This window comes from Diaphorobacter sp. LR2014-1 (assembly GCF_002916785.1).
Taxonomy (GTDB): Bacteria; Pseudomonadota; Gammaproteobacteria; order Burkholderiales; family Burkholderiaceae_C; genus Diaphorobacter; species Diaphorobacter nitroreducens.
Window position 1 is genome coordinate 20,635 of sequence record NZ_MTBE01000013.1, and the last position, 20,127, is coordinate 40,761.

Below are 20,127 nucleotides of genomic sequence, written 5' to 3' on the forward strand. Positions count from 1 at the left end.
TGGCTTGCGCACGGCCGCGCCGCCTGCGGGGTTACCCCAGCGTGCGGCGCAGCCAGTCCGCGAAGGCCGCGCATTCCCAGCGGTCCATGGTGCCGGTGCGCCAGCACAGGTAGTGCGCGTAGGGGCTGGGGGCGTCGGTGTCGAACAGGCGTACCAGTGTGCCCTGGTCCAGCCAGGGCGCGGCGAGCTTGAGCCGTACCGGGGCCACGCCCATGCCCGCCGCGGCGGCGTCGCACATCAGGCCCACGTCGTTGAATTGCGAGCCTTCGTTGGGTTCGGCCCAGGCCAGGCCCACGGCTGCGAACCAGCTGCGCCAGGGCTCCAGCGGGCTGCGCAGCAGGGGCAGGCCTTCCAGGTCCTCGGGGCGCTCGAAGGGGCCATGCTCGCGCACGAATGCGGGCGAGGCCAGGGGCGTTAGCACGTCGCGTGCGATCTCCACATGCTCCATGTCGGCGTAGTGGCCGGGGCCGTAGCGCACGACGAGGTCCGCGTCCTCCGCCACCACGTCCAGCAGCGGGATGGAGACCTGCAGGGCCAGGTCGATCTCGGGGTAGGTTTCGGTGAACTGGCGCAGCCGCGGGATGAGCAAGGCGCGCGCGAAGGTGGGGGTGACCGCGATCTTCAGCCGGCGCTTGCCCGGCGCCACTGCCGTGCCTGGGAAGCGCTGCAGCGCGGTGAGCCCCTCGCGCACATGGGCCAGATAGGCGCTGCCGTCGGTGGTCAGGGAAAAGTCGGCCCGCCCGAACAGCCGCGTGCCCAGGATCTGCTCCAGCTGCTTGACGCGGTGGCTTACGGCGCTGGGGGTGACGCACAGCTCATCGGCCGTCTGCGTCACGCTGCGCAGGCGCGCCAGCGCCTCGAAGGTCAGCAGGCACTGGATGGGCGGGATGCGCCGCAGGCTGGCGGCGTCCAGGGCCGCCTTGGCCGCGATGGAAGGGGATTGCGTGGCCATGGCGGCGTGTGGGGCAAGGCGGGTTCAGCGGAAGACGACGGTCTTGTGGCCGTTGAGCAGCACGCGGTGCTCGCTGTGCCACTTCACGGCGCGCGCCAACACCTGGCTTTCGGTGTCCCGCCCGCGGGCGGTGAGATCTTCCACGGTATCCGTGTGATCCGCTCTTGTAACATCTTGTTCGATAATCGGCCCCTCGTCGAGGTCGGCCGTCACGTAGTGGGCGGTAGCGCCAATCAGCTTCACCCCGCGGTCATGCGCCTGGTAATAGGGCTTGGCACCCTTGAAGCTGGGCAGAAAGCTGTGGTGGATGTTGATCGCGCGGCCCGACAGCTTGGTGCACAGGTCGTTGGACAGCACTTGCATGTAGCGCGCCAGCACCACCAGTTCGGCCCCCTCGGCCTGGATGATCTCGTACTGCTTGGCCTCGGCCTGCGCCTTGGTGGCGGCGGTGACGGGGATGTGGTGGAAAGGGATGTTGTAGCTGGCCGCGAGTTGGTAGAAGTCGCGGTGGTTGCTGATGATGGCGCGGATGTCGATGGGCAGCAGACCGCTCTTGTAGCGAAACAGCAGGTCGTTGAGGCAGTGGCCTTCCTTGCTGACCATCAGCACGGTCTTCATGGCCGCGCTGGTGGCATGCAGGCTCCAGCGCATGCTGTGCTCTTCGGCAAAGGTGGCCAGTTCGGCCTTGAGGGTGGCTTCGTCGGTGGACTCGCATGCGAATTGCACGCGCATGAAGAAAAGGCCGGTGCCCTGGTCGTTGTACTGAGCGGCTTCCTCGATGTTGCCGCCGTGGTCCAGCAGGAAGCCGGAGACGGCGTGCACCAGCCCGAGCCGGTCGGGGCAGGACAGTGTCAGGATGTAGGAATGGGTCATATGCTGCGATTGTCGCAGCACGCGAGGCCCCTTCAGGAGTGTGGATTGCTGAGTAAAGGCGCGGGCCGCAGGCCCTCGTGGAGGCCCCTGCAGGGCCGCTGGATGTTGGCGCTGGCCGTTGTTGCCATGGGTGCGGCCTGGGCCTGGGCGGGTGCGGCCGCCTTGCAGTACCTGCCCCTGGAGCCGCAGGCGCTGCAGTCCCTGCTTCAGTACAAGAGCGGGCTGGACGCCGTGCTGGCGGGTGCTCTGCTGGGCTGGCTCCTGCTGCGCTGGCGCCGGGGCGGGAGCCGGCGCACCCTGGCGCGCCGGGTGGAGCAGGTGCTGCGCCACGCGCCCGTCGGCATGGCGCGGCTGAGCATGGACGGCCGCCTGGTGTGGGCCAATGAACGCCTGCGTGAATGGCTGGGCGTGGCGCCGCACGAGCCGCTGCCGCAGGTCGACTTCCGAACGCTGGTGCGCCCGCACGACAGCGATTGGGCGCAGCGGCAACTGCAGCGGCTGCGCGCCGGCGAGATCGACCATTACCAGGGCGAGCGCTGGTGCCGCAACCAGCGCGATGGATCGCAGCTGCCCGTGCTGTGCACCGTGAGCCATGTGCTGGCCCTGGAGAGCGAGCCCGACCATCTGGTGTGCGTGCTGCAGTCCCTGCGCGAAGTGCATGCCGCGCGCGACGCGCAGGCGCTTGTATCTTCCATCCAGACCGTCGCGGTAGAGTTTGACTGCCGTAAAGGTAGCCAGACCGGCCCGTGCAGTTTGGTAGCCGCTGGGGTGTTCGAGCCCGTCCCTGAGTACAGAACGCACGGCCACCGCGCTGGTCTTCATTGAGCCCGAACGGTTACGCGCGCCACCATTGAGCGCGCATGTACAAGCATGGGAGTTGAAGATCATGTCTGCTTTATCAGTGACGGTAGGTATCGACGTGGCCAGGGCACACGTCGATGTCTGTGTACTGGGCACCCACAGCGATGTCCAGCGGTTTGCCAACGATGTTGATGGCCACTGTGCGCTGGCTGCTGCCTTGCAGTCCATGGATGTGGGCCTGGTGGTGATGGAGGCCACCGGAGGTTACGAGGCGGCTCTGGCGTGCGCACTGCAGGCCGTGGGCTTGCACGTGGCGGTGGTCAATCCGCGCCATGCACGCGACTTTGCCAGGAGCATGGGCCGTCTGGCCAAGACCGATGCGGTGGACGCCCGCATGCTGGCCGAGTTGGCTGCGGTGCTGATGCGCCGCGATGACCTGGCACGCTTTCTTCGCCCTGTAGCCGATGAGCGCCAGCAGTGGCTCGCCGCCCTGGTCACGCGCAGGCGCCAGTTGCTGACCATGCTCAATTCCGAGCGCCAGCGGCTGCAAATTACGCCCCGTAAGTTGCACCCCAGCATCGAGGTCATCGTGGCAGCGATCAAGGCACAGCTCGATGATCTGGAGAGGCAGATGGTGGGCCATGTGCGCGAGCACTTCGGTGAGCTCGATGGGCTGCTGCAATCGACCAACGGCATCGGCCCGGTGGCCAGTGCAACGCTGATTGCCCAGTTGCCCGAGTTGGGCAGGCTCAACCGCCGCGAGATCGCCGCCCTGGCGGGCGTGGCGCCCGTGGCCAATGACTCGGGTAACAGGAAGGGGCGACGCAGGGTGCAGGGTGGGCGCTTTGAGATACGGCGTGTGCTGTACATGGCCACGCTGACTGCAGCGCGCTACAACCCGGTCATCCGGGCGTTCTACGAGCGTTTGAGGGCTGCGGGCAAACTGCCCAAGGTCGCCTTGGTGGCATGCATGCGCAAGCTGCTGACCACGCTCAACGCAATGGTCAGGACCGGCAAACCTTGGGACCCGTCGCTTCATCGTGCTTGACTTTGAAGACGGTTACTCAGCGAACAGCGCTGGCGCCTGGCGGCCACGGTGGTGGACAACACCATCGAAGGCGTGGTGGTCACCGATGCCGACGGCCGCATCCTCTCGGTCAACCCGGCCGTCACGCGGCTCATGGGCTATACCGAGGAAGAGTTGCTGGGCCAGAACCCGCGCGTGTTCAAGTCGGGGCGGCACGGACCGGCGTTCTACGAGGCCATGTGGGACACCATGCGCCAGACGGGCCACTGGCAGGGGGAGATATGGAACCGGCGCAAGAACGGCGAGGTGTTCCCGGAGCGCATGTCGCTCTCGGCCGTGCGCGGCGCGGACGGCGCGGTGACGCACTACGTGTGCATGTTCACCGACATCTCCGAGGAAAAGGCCCAGCACCAGCGCCTGGAGTTTCTGGCGCACTGCGACCCGCTGACCGGCCTGCCCAACCGCGCCTGGTTTGGCGAGCAGCTCGACAGCGCCGTGCGCCAGGCACAGGACAGCGGCGAGCTGATGGCCCTGCTGCTCCTGAACCTGGACCGCTTCAAGGACGTGAACGACAGCTACGGCCACGCCGTGGGCGACGAGGTGCTCAGGCACATCACCCGCCAGGTGGAGCAGAGCCTGCGCCCGGGCGATCTGCTGGGGCGGCTGGCCGGCGACGAGATCGCCGTGCTGGCCCGCCACCTGCGCCATGCGGACGGCGCGGCAGCCGTGGCGCGGCACCTGATCGCCGCGGCCAGTACGCCCTGGAGCACGCCCGATGGCATTGAGGTGGTGGTGGGCGTGAGCGTGGGCATCTGCATGTTCCCCGGGCATGCGCGGACCACCGAGGCGCTGCTGCAGGGCGCGCATTCCTCGGTGTACGGCGCCAAGGCCCGCGGGCGCGGCGCGTATTGCTTCTTTGACGAATCGCTCATTCAGGCCGCGCGCGAGCGCCTGGAGATCGAGGCGCGGCTGCGCGTGGCCCTGGCGCAGGGGCACCTGCGGCTGTACTACCAGCCGCAGGTATGCATCGCCACCGGCCGGATCATGGGGGCCGAGGCGCTGGTGCGCTGGCTGGACCCGCAGGAGGGCATGATCTCGCCCGCGCGCTTCATCCCCGTGGCCGAGACCTCGGGCGTGATCGGCCCGCTGGGCCAGTGGGTGATGCGCGCCGCCTGCGAGCAGGGCCAGCGCTGGCGCGCCGACGGCCTGCCGGAGATCCGCCTGGCCATCAACCTCTCGCCGCGCCAGTTCCAGTTGACCGACGTGGCCGCCTGCGCCGGCGAGGCGCTCAAGGCCAGCGGCTTCCCGGCCCGCTGCCTGGAGCTGGAGCTGACCGAGTCGGTGCTGGCCGAGCGGCCCGACGAGATCCGCGCCGTGCTGCAGCGGCTGCAGCAGCTGGGCGTGCGCATGGCGGTGGACGACTTCGGCACCGGCTATTCGTCCCTGGCGCACCTCAAGCGCTTTCCCATCGACGTGCTCAAGATCGATCAGGGCTTCATCCGCGACATTCCCCGCAGCGCCGACGACATGGCCATCAGCGCCGCCATCGTTGCCATGGGGCACAGCCTGGGGCTGTCGGTGCTGGCCGAGGGGGTGGAGACGCCGCAGCAGCTGGCGTTCCTGCGCGAGCGCGGCTGCGACGCCTACCAGGGCTACCTGTGCAGCCGCCCCTTGCCGGTGGAGGAGTTCGCCCGGCTGCTGCAGGCGCACAACGGCATGGCGGGCTGAGCGAGCGCGGGCTGGGGCCAGCGTCCGCTACGGCGCGGGCGGCGGGCCGGGCCAGCGCTCGCGCAGCTCCGCGCACGGGTCGTGGGGCGTCAGCGCCGGTGTGCGGTGGACGTAATCCGCTTCGCTTTCAATAGCTGCTCGCGCTTGTCCCGCTTGGGCTATTGCCACTTTTGACGTGAAATCACTCGGCAGCCACGTGGGCACGCCCAGGCTGCGCTGCACATGGCCGAAGCCCGCCACCAGCAATACCGTGCGGCCGGGGCGGTGGGCGGCCTGCACGGCGCGCGCCATGCGGGCGTCCCGCGCCAACTGGATGCGCACCATGGGCATCAGCCGCTGCGCCGGCACCAGGCCGCAGTGGCCCTCCTCGATCGCGGTGCGCTGGCGCGCCAGCGCGGCGGGAGGCAGGTGCGTGTCCAGCGCGGTGTCGCGCATGGCTTGCGGCATCTGGCTGCGCGGCAGGTTACCGCCGCGCACCGGCACGCCCGCGGCCACGGCAGCCATCACCACCGGCGCATAGCGGTCCCAGGGCCAGGCCTGTTCATCCCATTGCAGCGCGGCGCGCACCTGGGCAGCGTCCGCGTCCGGCGGCAGGCCATCGGTGCCCGCGCCTTCGGGCGCCATCTCCAACACCAGGGCCGCAAGGCGCTGGCGCGCGGCGAGCCACTGGACCGTGTGCCGCTGCCACTGTTGGTGGGCGGCGGCATCATGCTGCTCGCCCAGCAGCAGGGCGTCCACGGGCGGCCAGCGCTCCAGTTGGGCGTCCCAGGCGGCGTTGCCCGCGGTGGTTGGTGCCGACTGCTCCAGAAGTGTGGTACAGCCGGCGGCGAATGCCAGAGCCAGCGTGGCGAACAGAAAGCGGTACAGCGGTAGGGTTGGCATGCCCAATGGTAGGACGTGGCGGCATTGCAACCGGGCGTAAATGCGACTTGCATGAGGAGCGCTTTGGGCCGTAATTTGCGGCGGGCCGCGCCACGGGCGGCTGGCGTGCTACAGGAAACGGAGAGCGCAACTAGGCTGCACGGCCGCGTGACCGCCGAGGCGACAACGACTTCGCAGGGTCTTCATGTAAGGTTCGCGGCGAAGCGTCCCGCGCGGTGTGAAAATCGAGAATTGCCGCCGCGCTTGGGTCGCGGCGTGCACGTCAGTTAGATCCTTTCGGAGCCCCTTCCATGCAGCGTGAAATCACCGACCTTGCCCCCGCCCTGTCTACACAACCCATCAGCATGGATGTGCTGAAGGAGAAATACTTCAAAGACGGCGAGAGCGATGTCGAGGATCTATTCCGCCGCGTGGCGCGGGCGTTGGCCTCGGTCGAGCGCGAGGACATGCGCCAGGCCCTGGAGGCGCGCTTCCTGGACAACCTGCGTGCCGGCGCCATCGGGGCGGGGCGCATCATGAGCGCTGCCGGCACCGACATCCAGGCCACCCTCATCAACTGCTTCGTGCAGCCCGTGGGCGACTGCATCCAGGGCGTGGACGATGCGGGCTACCCCGGCATCTACGAGGCCTTGCGCGAGGCCGCCGAGACCATGCGCCGCGGCGGCGGCGTGGGCTACGACTTCTCGCGCATCCGCCCGCGCGGCGCCATGGTCAAGGGCACGGCGTCCATGGCCTCGGGGCCGTGCAGCTACATCAACGTGTTCGACCAGTCCTGCTCCACCGTGGAGAGCGCGGGCGCGCGCCGCGGCGCGCAGATGGGTGTGCTGCGCATCGACCACCCGGACGTGCTGGACTTCATCACCGCCAAGCGCACGCCCGGGCGCTGGAACAACTTCAACGTCTCGGTGGGCGTGCCCGACGCCTTCATGCAGGCCGTGGAGCAGGACCGCGAATGGGAGCTGGTGCACAGCGCTGCTCCGGGCGCCGAACTGCTCAAGGAGGGCGCGCGCCAGCGCGCCGACGGCCAGTGGATTTACCGCACGGTGCGCGCGCGCGAACTGTGGGACACCATCATGAAGTCGGCCTACGACTTCGCCGAGCCCGGCATCCTGTTCCTGGACCAGATCAACACCGACAACAACCTGCACTACACCGAGACCATCCAGGCCACCAACCCCTGCGGCGAGCAGCCGCTGCCGCCCTATGGCTGCTGCGACCTGGGGCCCATCATCCTCACGCGCTTCGTGCGCAACCCCTTCGGCCTGCATGGCGAGGCGTCGTTCGACTTCGACGCCTTCGAGCAGGCCGTGGCGACCCAGGTGCGGGCGCTCGACAATGTGCTCGACGTCACCTTCTGGCCGCTGCCGCAGCAGCAGGCCGAGGCCGCGGCCAAGCGCCGCATCGGCGTGGGCTTCACCGGCATGGGCAACACCCTGGCCATGCTGTGCAAGCGCTACGACCGCCAGGACGGGCGCGACATGGCCGTGAAGATCGCCGAGCGCATGCGCAACGCCGCCTACCGCGCCTCCGTGGAGCTGGCCAAGGAAAAGGGCGCCTTCCCCAAGTTCCAGGCCGACGGCTACCTGGCCAAGGGCACCTTCGCCAGCCGCCTGCCCGAGGACATCCAGAAGCAGATTCGTAAGCACGGCATCCGCAACAGCCACCTGCTGTCCATCGCGCCTACGGGCACGGTGAGCCTGGCTTTCGCGGACAACGCCTCCAACGGCATCGAGCCGCCGTTCTCCTGGACCTACACGCGCAGGAAACGCGAGGCCGACGGCAGCAAGAGCGAATACGTGGTCGAGGACTACGCCTGGCGCTTGTACAAGACGCTGGGCGGCGACGTGAACCAGCTGCCCGCGTACTTCGTGAGCGCCATGGACATGGCCGCCGCCGACCATGTGGCCATGATGGAGGCCGTGCAGCCCTATGTGGACACGGCCATCTCCAAGACCGTGAACGTGCCCGAGGACTACCCCTACGCCGACTTCAAGGGCCTGTACATGCAGGCGTGGCACTCGCGCCTGAAGGGCCTGGCCACCTACCGCCCGAACAGCATCCTGGGGGCGGTGCTGGAGGTGCCTGCCGCCGAGGCCAAGCCCGCCAAGGGCGAGCCCGCGCCCGAGCCGGCCCAGCCCGTCGACCCGATGCGCATCGTGATCGAAAGTCGGCCCAAGGGCGGCCTGTCGGCGGTGGCCGAGAAGATCGAGTACTGGACGCAGGAAGGCCAGAAGCGCCTGTACCTCATCGTCTCCTTCCTGCCCGTGCCCGACGGGCGCGGCGGCACGGTGGACCGCGCCATCGAGTTCTTCATGCCCGTGGGCCAGAACAGCGAGTCGCAGCAGTGGATCACCTCCAGCATGCGCCTGCTGTCGCTGGCCGCGCGCGGCGGCTTCCTGGAGCGCGCGCTGTCCGACATGCGCAAGGTGGCCTGGGACCGCGGCCCCGTGCGTCTGGGCACCTACCAGCGCGCCGACGGCGCCCAGGTGCCGCTGTGGCACGACTCGGAGGTGGCCGCCGTCGCCTATGCGGTGCAGAACATACTGGCGCGCCGCGCCGATGCGCCGCAGCAGCAGGTGCTGCCGCTGGACGAGCCCGACATGCCCGCCGGCATGCCACCCGCCATGGCCGGCAAGAAATGCCAGGAATGCGGCGCCCACGCCGTGATCCGCAAGGACGGCTGCGACTACTGCACCCAGTGCGGCGCCCTGGGCAGCTGCGGCTGACCTCGTGCACGACCCCGCGCGGCGGCAAGGCGCGGATGCTATTCAAAAGATAGCTATTTGCGCCTGCTGCATACGCCGTAAGGTCTGATTTGACCAGTGGCGGCATAGCCCGCATGGATGGCATGGGCGGCCTGATGATGGTCAAGACGCCCCGCGGCCAGACGCCTACACTCGCGCCATGCGCAAGAAACCCACGCTGTCGACCAAGCTGCTGGCCATGGGCACGGTGTTCCTGCTCGTGGCCCTGGCCTCCATCGGCTTCACGCTGTGGGTCACCTGGCAGCTCGAGGGCGGCGCAGCGGCCGTCAATGAGGCGGGCCGCCTGCGCATGAACATGCTGCGCATGATCCTGGCGCAGCAGAACGAATCGCCCCAGGAATTCGCGCGGCTGAAGCAGCGCTTCAACGACGGGCTGGAGCTGCTGCGCACCGGGGACCCCGCGCGCCCCCTGTTCGTGCCCTGGAACGACGAGACCCGCACGCAGTACGAGCACATCCGCTCGCAATGGCTTTTGCTGCAGCAGGAATGGAAGATGTCCCTGCCGCAGGAGAGCGGCGCCGCCGCCGTGGCGCGCGGCGACGCCTTCGTGAGCGAGATCGACGGCTTCGTGCAGGCCATCGAGGTGCGCATCATGCGCTGGACCGCGGTGCTGCACCTGTTCCACCTGTTTCTCGTGGCCCTGGCCATAGGTTCGGCCGTGGCCTTCATGGCGCTGAGCTATCTGCTGGTGCTCAATCCCGTGACGCGGCTGCAGCAGGCGCTTGGCCGCGTGCGCCAGGGCGACCTGGGCACGCGCCTGGAGGTGGAGACGGAGGACGAGTTCGGCCAGCTGGCGGCCGGCTTCAACCTCATGGCGCATGCGCTGCAGGCCTCGCACGAGGGCCTGGAGCGCAAGGTGCGCGAGAAGACCGCCACCATCGAGGTGCGCAACCAGCGCCTGTCCGCGCTCTACGCCGTGAGCGCGCTGGCGGGCGAGGCCGGCAGCCTGGAGGCCCTGGCCCAGGGCTTCGTGCAGCAGATCCGCAGCGTGGCCGGCTGCGATGCCGCCGCGCTGCGCTGGTCGGACGAGGCCAACCAGCGCTACGTGCTGCTGGCCGCCGACGGCCTGCCCAAGTCCCTGGCTGAGGAGGAGCACTGCCTGAACACCGGCACCTGCGAATGCGGCCAGGCGCAGGAACGGGCGCGCATGCGCGTGATCCCCATCGTCCCGGCGGGAAGGCTGCAGCTGCCGCACTGCCGCGAGGCCGGCTACGAGACCGTGGTCAGCATCCCCGTGCAGCTGCACCAGCGGCTGCTGGGCGAGGTGACGCTGTTCTTCCGCACCACGCTGGACCTGTCCGAGGACATGCGCGAGCTGCTGTCCACCATGGCGCGGCATCTGGCGAGTTCCATGGAGGGGCTGCGCGCCACGGCGCTCGAACGCGAGGCCGCCGTGGCCGAGGAGCGCAGCCTGATCGCGCGCGAGCTGCACGACTCGATCGCCCAGTCGCTGGCCTTTCTCAAGATCCAGACCCAGCTGCTGCGCGACGCCGTGGCCAAGGGCAACACCGAGGCCCGCGACCGCAGCATGGCCGAGCTCGACGTGGGCGTGCGCGAGTGCTATGCCGACGTGCGCGAGCTGCTGGTGCACTTTCGCACGCGCACCCAGGACGAGGACATCGAGGAGGCGCTGCGCGCCACGCTCTCCAAGTTCGAGCACCAGACGGGCGTGGCCACGGCGCTGTCCATGTCGGGCCAGGGCCTGCCGCTGGCGCCCGACGTGCAGATCCAGGTGCTGCACATCGTGCAGGAAGCGCTGTCGAACGTGCGCAAGCACGCCGGCGCGCGCCACGTGCAGCTGCGCGTGCAGCGCCACCCCTGGCGCTTCGAGGTGCAGGACGACGGCAGCGGCTTCGACCCCCAGGCCGTCCCGCCCGATTCGCTGCACGTGGGCCTAGGCATCATGCGCGAGCGTGCCCAGCGCATCGGCGCCAGCCTGCGGCTCGAATCCCGCGCGGGCGGCGGCGGCACCTGCGTGACTTTGGAACTGCCCGCGGCCGGCGTGGACGAGCGCCTGCCGGACGCCATCACCACCCCATTCATCGCTGCCGCATGACCGCCACCCCCATCACGCTGTTCCTGATCGACGACCACACGCTGCTGCGCCGCGGGCTGGTGGCCCTGCTGTCGCAGTACGGCGACCTGTGCGTGGTGGGCGAGGCGGGCGACGCCGCCGAGGCCCTGCGCCTGCTGCCGCAGCTGCGGCCCGACGTGATCCTGCTGGACAACCACCTGCCCGGCGTGCGCGGCGTGGATGCCATCGCCGGGCTGCGCGAGGCCTCGCAGGGCAGCCGCGTGATCATGCTCACCGTGAGCGAGGACGGCGAGGACCTGGGCGCGGCGCTGCGCCACGGCGCCCAGGGCTATCTGCTCAAGACCATCGACGGCGATCTGCTGGCCCAGGCCATACGCCGCGCCGCGCGCGGCGAGCCCGTGGTCAGCCCCGAGATGATGGGCAAGCTGGTGGCGGCCTTCCAGTCCCAGGGCGCGCCCGAGCCCGACCCCGGGCCCATGCCCCAGGAAGACCCGGCCCCGCAGCTGTCGCCGCGCGAGCAGGAGGTGCTGCGCGAGATCGCCCGGGGCGCGAGCAACAAGGAAATCGCGCGCCAGCTTTCTATCGCCGAGACCACGGTGAAGATCCACGTGCAGCACATCCTGCGCAAGCTGGGCCTGACCTCGCGCGTGCAGGCGGCGGTCTACGCCTCGGACCGGCAACGCGCCGAATAGCTCGCGCATCGGGCTCCTGTTCTTCTGTTTTGATAGCTGCCGGCGCTTGATGTACAAGCGGTGGGGCCCGTTTTTCCTTAAACCCCACGAGAAGGGCATAGTTCTTTCGGAGTAGGACGCGGGCGCGGGCCATCGTTCTTTTGCAGCGGCCCGAGCCTTCCACCGAAGTATGGGAAAACCCTAGCAGCTGCGCGAACATCCATGCACACACCAAGAGAGGACTATTGCATGGCATCCGCGTCGCACCCTGCGGCACAAGACTCCCGCCGCAACCGCCAGGCCTGGTCGGTGCTCATCGTGAGCACCCTGGCCTTCACCGTCTGCTTCATGGTCTGGATGATGTTCGGCGTCATCGGCATCCCGATCAAGAAGATGCTGAACCTCAACGCCACCCAGTTCGGCCTGCTCACGGCCATGCCCGTGCTCACGGGCTCGCTGGTGCGCGTGCCGCTGGGCATCTGGACCGACCGCTACGGCGGGCGCATCGTGATGGCGCTGCTCATGGCTGCCACCGTTCCCGCCATCTGGTTCATGGGTTCGGCCACCGAGTACTGGCACTTCCTCGTGATCGGCCTGTTCGTGGGCCTGGCCGGGGGCTCGTTCTCTGTCGGCACGCCCTACGTGGCGCGCTGGTTCCCCAGGCAGCGCCAGGGCATGGCCATGGGCGTGTACGGCGCGGGCAACTCGGGCGCGGCCGTCAACAAGTTCGTGGCGCCCGTGATCCTGGTGGCCTTCGGCTGGGCCGCCGTGCCGCACGTCTACGCGGCCATCATGCTGGGCACGCTGGTGCTGTTCTGGCTCTTCAGCTACAGCGACCCGGCCCATCTGGTGCCGAGCCACGTGAAGTTCTCCGACCAGCTCAAGGCGCTCAAGGACCCGAAGGTGCTCAAGTACTGCCAGTACTACAGCATCGTGTTCGGCGGCTACGTGGCCCTGTCGCTGTGGATGGTGCAGTACTACGTGGGCGAATACGGCCTGGACATCCGCGTGGCGGCGCTGCTGGCCGCCTGCTTCTCGCTGCCGGGCGGCGTGCTGCGCGCCATCGGCGGCGTGCTGTCCGACAAGTTCGGGGCGCACTCCGTGACCTGGTGGGTGATGTGGGTGAGCTGGATCTGCCTGTTCCTGCTGTCCTACCCGCAGACCGACTTCACCATCCAGACCGTCAACGGACCCATCACCCTGCACGTCGGCTTGAACGTATACATGTTCACCGCGCTGTTGTTCGTCCTGGGCATCGCTTGGGCTTTCGGCAAGGCCAGCGTGTTCAAGTACATCAGCGACGACTACCCCAAGAACATCGGCGCCATCAGCGGCATCGTGGGCCTGGCGGGCGGCATGGGCGGCTTCATCCTGCCCATCCTGTTCGGCATGCTCATGGACTGGACGGGCATCCGCTCCAGTGCCTTCATGCTGATGTACGGCGTGGTATGGGTTTCGTTGATCTGGATGTATTTCACCGAGGTGCGCCGCACCGACGTGATGAAGTCTCACAACGCCGCCCCGGCTGCCCACTGATCCCCACCGGAAATCCCACATGTCCACCAACACCGTTTCGCAAGGCAGCGGCCGCAAAGGCCGGGTGCTCACGCTCTGGACCCCCGAGGACAAGTCCTTCTGGGCGCGAGAGGGCGAGGCTGTCGCCAAGATCAATCTCTGGATCTCGGTGCCCGCACTGTTCCTGGCCTTCGCCATCTGGCAGGTCTGGAGTGTGGTCGCCGTGAACTTGCCGGCGCTGGGTTTCAAGTATTCGACCAACCAGCTGTTCTGGCTGGCTGCCGCCCCGGCGTTGTCCGGCGCCACGCTGCGTATCTTCTATTCCTTCATGGTGCCCATCTTCGGCGGCCGCCGCTGGACTGCGCTGTCCACCGCGTCGCTGCTGATCCCCGCCATCGGCATCGGCTATGCGGTGCAGGACAACACCACCAGCTACCCCACCATGCTTTTGTTGGCGCTGCTGTGCGGCCTGGGCGGCGGCAACTTCAGCTCCAGCATGGCCAACATCAGCTTCTTCTTCCCGAAGGAGCGCAAGGGTTCCGCGCTGGGTGTGAACGCCGGCCTGGGCAACCTGGGGGTGTCGGTGGTGCAGTTCCTGAGCCCGCTGGTCATTACGGCAGGCATCTTCGGTATCTTTGGCGGGGAGCCCCAGACCATCGTGAAGAATGGCCAGGAGCAGATGGTGTGGGCGCAGAACGCCGCCTTCATCTGGGTGCCCTGGATCGCACTGGCCGCGGTGGCGGCGTGGTTCGGCATGAACGACATTGCCGATGCGCGTGCCAGCTTCGCCGCGCAGGCGGCCATCTTCAAGCGCAAGCACAACTGGATCATGTGCGTGCTGTACCTGGGCACCTTCGGTTCGTTCATCGGATTTGCCGCAGGCTTTCCGCTGCTGATCAAGGCGCTCTTCCCTGAAGTCAACCCCCTGGCCTACGCCTGGCTGGGTCCGCTGGTGGGCGCCGTGGTGCGTCCGCTCGGTGGCTGGTTGGCCGACAAGGTGGGCGGTGCCCGGGTCACGGTCTGGAGCTTCCTCGTCATGGCGCTGGCCGTGGTGGGTGTTCTGTTTTTCCTGCCCAAGGGCTCGGGCGGTTTTGCGCTGCCCTTTGGCCCGGCTGAAGGCAGCTTCACGGGCTTTTTCCTGATGTTCCTGGTGCTCTTCTTCACCACCGGCATCGGCAACGGCTCCACCTTCCGCATGATCCCCGTGATATTTCTGACCCAGAAGCTGCGCGAGTTGCGCACCGATGACGAAGCATCGCGCGCCCAAGCCATCAAGGATGGCAACACCGAAGGCGCGGCCGCGGTGGGCTTCGCCGGAGCGCTGGGCGCCTACGGGGGCTTTTTCATTCCCAAGAGCTATGGCAGCTCCATCGCCGCGACGGGCGGTCCCGAATTCGCGCTGTGGATGTTTGCCGTTTTCTATGTTCTCTGCATCATCATCACTTGGTGGTACTACTCTCGCAAGCATGCAGAGATGCCCTGCTGAGCCACGCCACTACAACGATTTCCAAGGAGTCCCACGATGAGCCATTTCCTAGACCGTCTCTCGTACTTTGCGCAGCCGCGCGAAACCTTCTCGCAGGGCCACGGCCAGACCAACGGCGAAGACCGTACATGGGAAGACGCCTATCGCGACCGCTGGGCGCACGACAAGATCGTGCGCTCCACCCACGGTGTGAACTGCACGGGCAGTTGCTCATGGAAGATCTACGTCAAGGGCGGCATCGTCACGTGGGAAACGCAGCAGACCGACTACCCGCGCACGCGCCCCGATCTGCCCAACCATGAGCCGCGTGGCTGCGCGCGCGGCGCCAGCTACAGCTGGTACCTGTACAGCGCCAACCGCGTGAAGTACCCCATGGTGCGTGGCCGCCTGCTCAAGCACTGGCGTGCCGCACTGGCCATCGCCAAGAGCCCCGTGGACGCCTGGGCTGCCATCGTCGAGAACGACAGCGCGCGCCGCGAATGGCAGAAGCAGCGCGGCCTGGGCGGCTTCGTGCGCAGCACCTGGGACGAGGTCAACCAGATGATCGCTGCGGCGAACGTCTACACCATCAAGAAGCACGGACCGGACCGCATCATCGGCTTCTCGCCGATCCCGGCCATGTCGATGATCTCGTACGCTGCCGGCAGCCGCTACCTGAACCTGATCGGCGGCGTGCCGATGAGCTTTTACGACTGGTACTGTGACCTGCCGCCGTCCAGCCCGCAGGTGTGGGGCGAGCAGACCGACGTGCCCGAGTCGGCCGATTGGTACAACTCCAACTTCATCATCGCCTGGGGCTCCAACGTGCCCCAGACGCGCACACCCGATGCGCACTTCTTCACCGAAGTGCGTTACAAGGGCGCAAAGGTCGTGGCCGTGACGCCCGACTATTCCGAGGTGGCCAAGCTGGCCGACCTGTGGCTGCACCCCAAGCAGGGCACCGATGCCGCCGTGGCCATGGCCATGGGCCACGTGATCCTCAAGGAGTTCTACTTCAAGGATGGAGGCAAGGGGCGCTCGGCGTATTTCGACGACTACGCACGCCGCTACACCGACCTGCCGTTGCTGGTGGTGCTCAATGAAAAGCAGCTGCCCGACGGCCGCACGGTGATGGTGCCCGGCCGCTACGTGCGCGCCAGCGACTTTGCGGACAAGCTGGGCCAGACCAACCACCCCGACTGGAAGACCGTGGCCTACGGTACCGACGGCAAGGTGGCGCTGCCCAATGGCTCCATCGGCTTCCGCTGGGGCAAGGACGGCCGTGACGACCAGGGCCTGTGGAACCTGGAGTCCAAGGAGGCGCGCACGGGCAACGACGTGCAGCTCAAGCTGTCGGTGCTGGAAGACGGGGCGCAAGAGCACCAGGTGACCGATGTCGCCTTCCCGTACTTCGGCGGCATCGAGACCCCCAACTTCGAGGCCAACGACCAGGGCGGCGACGTGATCGTGCGCCGCGTGCCCATCACCCACCTCGACCTGCAGGGCGAGGGCGTGCAGGGCCGCGTGGCCGTGGCCACGGTGTTCGACCTGCAGGTGGCCAACTACGGCATCCTGCGCGGCCTGCAGGGCGAGGAGAAGGACGGAGGCTACGACGCCAACGCCCCCTATACCCCGGCGTGGCAGGAGAGCATTACCGGCGTGCCGCGCGACCAGGTGATCGCCATCGCGCGCCAGTTTGCCGACAACGCCGACAAGACCCACGGCAAGTCCATGGTGATCATCGGCGCGGCCATGAACCACTGGTACCACTGCGACATGAACTACCGCGGCATCATCAACATGCTGATGATGTGCGGCTGTATCGGCCAGAGCGGCGGCGGATGGTCGCACTACGTGGGCCAGGAAAAGCTGCGCCCGCAGACGGGCTGGACCGCGCTGGCCTTCGCGCTGGACTGGATCCGCCCGCCGCGCCAGCAGAACTCCACCAGCTTCTTCTATGCCCACACCGACCAGTGGCGCTACGAGAAACTGGGCGTCGAGGAAGTGCTATCGCCCCTGGCGGATGCCAAGGCCTACCAGGGATCGATGATCGATTTCAACGTGCGCTCCGAGCGCATGGGCTGGTTGCCCAGCGCGCCGCAGCTGCAGACCAACCCGCTGCAAGTGGTGCGGGATGCCGCCGCCAAGGGGATGGACGCCAAGGACTACGTGGTGCAGTCGCTCAAGAACGGCTCGCTCACGCTGAGCTGCGAGGATCCCGACAACCCGATGAACTGGCCGCGCAACATGTTCGTGTGGCGTTCCAACATCCTGGGCTCGTCGGGCAAGGGGCATGAGTACTTCCTCAAGCACCTGCTGGGCACCACCAACGGCGTGCAGGGCAAGGACCTGGGCAAGGACGAGGCCAAGCCCACCGAGGTGAAGTGGCATGCCCAGGCGCCCGAAGGCAAGCTGGACCTGCTGGTGACATTGGACTTCCGCATGAGCACGACTTGCCTGTATTCGGACATCGTGCTGCCCACGGCGACGTGGTACGAGAAGAACGATCTCAACACCAGCGACATGCACCCCTTCATCCACCCGCTGTCGGCAGCCGTCGACCCGGCGTGGCAGTCGCGCAGCGACTGGGAGATCTACAAGGGCTTCGCCAAGGCCTTCAGCGAAGTCTGCGTGGGCCACCTGGGCGTGGAAAAGGAAGTCGTACTCACGCCGATCATGCACGACACCCCGGCCGAGCTGGCACAGCCCTACGGCGTGAAGGACTGGAAGCGCGGCGAGTGCGACCTGATCCCCGGCGTGACCGCTCCGCAGGTGACGGTGGTCGAGCGCGACTACCCCAACACCTACAAGCGCTTCACGGCCCTGGGCCCGCTGATGGACAAGGTCGGCAACGGCGGCAAGGGCATTGCCTGGAACACCGAGACCGAAGTGGCGCAGCTGGGCGACCTCAACGGCCGCGTGCGCGAGGAAGGCGTCACGCAGGGCCGTCCGCGCATCGTGAGCGATATTGACGCCACCGAAGTGGTGATGATGCTCGCCCCCGAGACCAACGGCCACGTGGCCTGCAAGGCCTGGGAGGCCCTGGGCAAGCAGACCGGACGCGAACACGTGCACCTGGCGCTGCACCGCGAGGACGAGAAGATCCGTTTCCGCGACATCCAGGCGCAGCCGCGCAAGATCATCAGCTCGCCCACATGGAGCGGGCTGGAGAGCGAGAAGGTCAGCTACAACGCCGGCTACACCAACGTGCATGAGCTGATCCCATGGCGCACCCTCACCGGTCGCCAGCAGTTCTACCAGGACCACCCCTGGATGCGCGACTTTGGCGAGGGCTTCGTGAGCTACCGTCCGCCGGTGCACCTGAAGGCACTGCACGAGGTCGAGGGCAAGATGCCCAACGGCAATCCCGAGATCGCGCTGAACTTCATCACGCCGCACCAGAAGTGGGGCATCCACAGCACGTACAGCGACAACCTGCACATGCTCACGCTCAACCGCGGCGGCCCGGTGATCTGGCTCAGCGAGGACGACGCCAAGCGCGGCGGCATCGTGGACAACGACTGGGTGGAGCTGTTCAACGCCAACGGCGCCATTGCGGCCCGTGCGGTGGTCAGCCAGCGCGTGAACCCGGGCATGGTGCTCATGTACCACGCGCAGGAAAAGATCATCAACACCCCCGGCTCGGAGATCACGGGCACGCGCGGCGGTATCCACAACTCCGTCACGCGCGTGGTGCTGAAGCCCACGCACATGATCGGCGGGTACGCGCAGTACAGCTACGGCTTCAACTATTACGGGACCATCGGCACCAACCGCGACGAGTTCGTGCTGGTGCGCAAGATGCGCCGCGTCGACTGGATGGACGACGAGGCATCCACCAGCGCCGCCCACGCCTGAGCGACAAGGAGAGACACGATGAAAATTCGCGCACAAATCGGCATGGTGCTGAACCTGGACAAGTGCATCGGTTGCCACACCTGTTCCGTCACCTGCAAGAACGTCTGGACCAGCCGTCCCGGCGTGGAATACGCCTGGTTCAACAACGTCGAGACCAAACCCGGCATCGGCTACCCCAAGGAATGGGAAAACCAGGACAAGTGGAACGGCGGCTGGGTGCGCAACCCGGACGGCTCCATCGCCCCCCGCCAGGGCGGCAAGTGGAAGCTGCTGATGCGCATCTTCGCCAATCCCAACCTGCCGCAGATCGACGACTACTACGAGCCCTTCACCTTCGACTACGACCACCTGCAGTCGGCCCCCGAGATGAAAGCCGCGCCCACGGCGCGCCCGCGCAGCCTGATCACGGGCCAGCGCATGGAGAAGATCGAATGGGGCCCGAACTGGGAGGAAATCCTGGGCGGCGAGTTCTCCAAGCGCAGCGCCGACGTGAACTTCGAGCAGGTCCAGAAGGACATGTACGGCCAGTTCGAGAACACCTTCATGATGTACCTGCCGCGCCTGTGCGAGCACTGCCTGAACCCGGCGTGCGTGGCATCGTGCCCCTCGGGCTCGATCTACAAGCGCGAGGAAGACGGCATCGTGCTGATCGACCAGGACAAGTGCCGGGGCTGGCGCATGTGCGTATCGGGCTGCCCCTACAAGAAGATCTACTACAACTGGCAGACCGGCAAGGCCGAGAAGTGCATTTTCTGCTACCCGCGCATCGAGGCGGGGCAGCCCACGGTGTGCTCCGAGACCTGCGTGGGCCGCATCCGCTACCTGGGCGTGCTGCTGTATGACGCCGACCGCATCCAGGAAGCCGCCAGCGTGGAGCGCGACCGCGACCTGTACCAGGCGCAGCTCGACATCTTCCTGGACCCGAACGACCCCGATGTGATCCGCCAGGCCCGCATCGACGGCATTCCGGACAGCTGGATGGACGCCGCCCGCAACAGCCCGGTCTACAAGATGGCCGTGCAATGGAAGGTGGCCCTGCCGCTGCACCCCGAGTACCGCACGCTGCCCATGGTCTGGTATGTACCGCCCCTGTCGCCCATCACGGCCGCTGCCAATGCCGGCCATGTGGGCGTGAATGGCGAGATCCCCGACGTGTCGCAGCTGCGCATTCCTGTGCAGTACCTGGCCAACCTGCTCACCGCCGGTGACACCGGGCCCGTGGTGCGGGCGCTGGAGCGCATGCTGGCCATGCGCACCTACCAGCGCGACAAGCATGTGGAGCAGCGCCAGAACCTGTCGGTGCTCAAGCAGGCGGGCCTGTCGATGGCGGAGGTGGAAGAGATGTACCACGTCATGGCGATTGCCAACTACGAGGACCGCTTTGTCATACCATCGGCCCACCGCGAGTACGCCGAGAACGCTTTTGACATCCGGGGCGGCTGCGGTTTCTCGTTTGGCAACGGCTGCTCCGACGGCTCCACGGACGTGAGCATGTTCGGTGGCAAGAAGCGACGCACCATCCCCATCAAGGCCACGGTCTGAGGCGAAAGGAAGA

Annotated in this window: 12 protein-coding genes and 1 pseudogene; 10 read left to right on the forward strand and 3 right to left on the reverse strand. The window is 67.3% G+C overall.

Annotation, left to right across the window (positions count from 1 at the left end):
* Positions 1–31: 31 nt before the first annotated feature.
* Together BV908_RS11140 and purU are read right to left on the reverse strand one after the other, a co-directional pair.
* Positions 32–952 carry a LysR substrate-binding domain-containing protein gene (locus tag BV908_RS11140; RefSeq protein WP_103738162.1) on the reverse strand — a complete coding sequence of 307 codons (921 nt, stop codon included), beginning with the start codon at positions 950–952 and terminating at the stop codon, positions 32–34.
* Positions 953–976: 24 nt separating this feature from the next.
* The gene (gene purU, locus BV908_RS11145) at positions 977–1,825 is read right to left on the reverse strand and encodes a formyltetrahydrofolate deformylase (RefSeq protein ID WP_011803889.1); all 849 of its coding nucleotides are present in this window, start codon (positions 1,823–1,825) and stop codon (positions 977–979) included.
* Between the two features lie 45 nt (positions 1,826–1,870).
* Between purU and BV908_RS11150 the strand changes: the two genes are divergently transcribed.
* The 3 genes and pseudogenes from BV908_RS11150 to BV908_RS11160 form a co-directional block, all read left to right on the forward strand.
* Positions 1,871–2,650: a PAS domain S-box protein gene (locus BV908_RS11150; RefSeq protein WP_246867492.1), complete on the forward strand. Its 780-nt coding sequence runs from the start codon at positions 1,871–1,873 to the stop codon at positions 2,648–2,650.
* 61 nt (positions 2,651–2,711) lie between these two features.
* Positions 2,712–3,674, forward strand: a complete 963-nt coding sequence (locus BV908_RS11155) for an IS110 family transposase (RefSeq protein ID WP_103738189.1) — start codon at positions 2,712–2,714, stop codon at positions 3,672–3,674.
* 18 nt (positions 3,675–3,692) lie between these two features.
* Positions 3,693–5,381: pseudogene (locus tag BV908_RS11160) on the forward strand (EAL domain-containing protein); the annotation flags it as partial.
* 27 nt (positions 5,382–5,408) lie between these two features.
* On the opposite strand, the gene BV908_RS11165 reads toward BV908_RS11160, so the two are convergent.
* Positions 5,409–6,263, reverse strand: a complete 855-nt coding sequence (locus BV908_RS11165; RefSeq protein WP_103738163.1) for a ChaN family lipoprotein — start codon at positions 6,261–6,263, stop codon at positions 5,409–5,411.
* 290 nt (positions 6,264–6,553) lie between these two features.
* Here BV908_RS11165 and BV908_RS11170 point away from each other — a divergent pair, with 290 nt between their 5' ends.
* From BV908_RS11170 to narH, 7 genes are all read left to right on the forward strand, one after another.
* Entirely contained in the window at positions 6,554–8,989 is a 2,436-nt protein-coding gene (locus BV908_RS11170) for an adenosylcobalamin-dependent ribonucleoside-diphosphate reductase (RefSeq protein ID WP_103738164.1), read from the forward strand.
* Positions 8,990–9,167: 178 nt separating this feature from the next.
* Complete coding sequence (locus BV908_RS11175; RefSeq protein WP_103738165.1) at positions 9,168–11,084, forward strand: type IV pili methyl-accepting chemotaxis transducer N-terminal domain-containing protein; 1,917 nt, start codon at positions 9,168–9,170, stop codon at positions 11,082–11,084.
* Entirely contained in the window at positions 11,081–11,755 is a 675-nt protein-coding gene (locus BV908_RS11180) for a response regulator (RefSeq protein WP_013721289.1), read from the forward strand. Before BV908_RS11175 ends, BV908_RS11180 begins: the two co-directional genes overlap by 4 nt.
* A 228-nt stretch (positions 11,756–11,983) precedes the next feature.
* Positions 11,984–13,270 (forward strand): nitrate/nitrite transporter, encoded by a 1,287-nt coding sequence (locus BV908_RS11185; RefSeq protein ID WP_103738166.1) that lies wholly within the window; start codon positions 11,984–11,986, stop codon positions 13,268–13,270.
* Between the two features lie 19 nt (positions 13,271–13,289).
* On the forward strand, positions 13,290–14,735 hold the full coding sequence (locus tag BV908_RS11190) for a NarK family nitrate/nitrite MFS transporter (protein ID WP_103738167.1): 1,446 nt from the start codon (positions 13,290–13,292) through the stop codon (positions 14,733–14,735).
* 36 nt (positions 14,736–14,771) lie between these two features.
* The gene (locus BV908_RS11195; RefSeq protein WP_103738168.1) at positions 14,772–18,572 is read left to right on the forward strand and encodes a nitrate reductase subunit alpha; all 3,801 of its coding nucleotides are present in this window, start codon (positions 14,772–14,774) and stop codon (positions 18,570–18,572) included.
* Positions 18,573–18,590: 18 nt separating this feature from the next.
* Positions 18,591–20,114: a nitrate reductase subunit beta gene (narH, locus tag BV908_RS11200; protein WP_103738169.1), complete on the forward strand. Its 1,524-nt coding sequence runs from the start codon at positions 18,591–18,593 to the stop codon at positions 20,112–20,114.
* Positions 20,115–20,127: the final 13 nt, after the last annotated feature.

What these genes read in the sequence shown, in the direction of transcription:
- BV908_RS11140 (WP_103738162.1), bottom strand. Translation starts at nt 952, where the DNA reads ATGGCCACGCAATCCCCTTCCATCGCGGCCAAGGCGGCCCTGGACGCC.
- purU (WP_011803889.1), bottom strand. Translation starts at nt 1,825, where the DNA reads ATGACCCATTCCTACATCCTGACACTGTCCTGCCCCGACCGGCTCGGG.
- BV908_RS11155 (WP_103738189.1), top strand. Translation starts at nt 2,712, where the DNA reads ATGTCTGCTTTATCAGTGACGGTAGGTATCGACGTGGCCAGGGCACAC.
- BV908_RS11165 (WP_103738163.1), bottom strand. Translation starts at nt 6,263, where the DNA reads ATGCCAACCCTACCGCTGTACCGCTTTCTGTTCGCCACGCTGGCTCTG.
- BV908_RS11170 (WP_103738164.1), top strand. Translation starts at nt 6,554, where the DNA reads ATGCAGCGTGAAATCACCGACCTTGCCCCCGCCCTGTCTACACAACCC.
- BV908_RS11175 (WP_103738165.1), top strand. Translation starts at nt 9,168, where the DNA reads ATGCGCAAGAAACCCACGCTGTCGACCAAGCTGCTGGCCATGGGCACG.
- BV908_RS11180 (WP_013721289.1), top strand. Translation starts at nt 11,081, where the DNA reads ATGACCGCCACCCCCATCACGCTGTTCCTGATCGACGACCACACGCTG.
- BV908_RS11185 (WP_103738166.1), top strand. Translation starts at nt 11,984, where the DNA reads ATGGCATCCGCGTCGCACCCTGCGGCACAAGACTCCCGCCGCAACCGC.
- BV908_RS11190 (WP_103738167.1), top strand. Translation starts at nt 13,290, where the DNA reads ATGTCCACCAACACCGTTTCGCAAGGCAGCGGCCGCAAAGGCCGGGTG.
- BV908_RS11195 (WP_103738168.1), top strand. Translation starts at nt 14,772, where the DNA reads ATGAGCCATTTCCTAGACCGTCTCTCGTACTTTGCGCAGCCGCGCGAA.
- narH (WP_103738169.1), top strand. Translation starts at nt 18,591, where the DNA reads ATGAAAATTCGCGCACAAATCGGCATGGTGCTGAACCTGGACAAGTGC.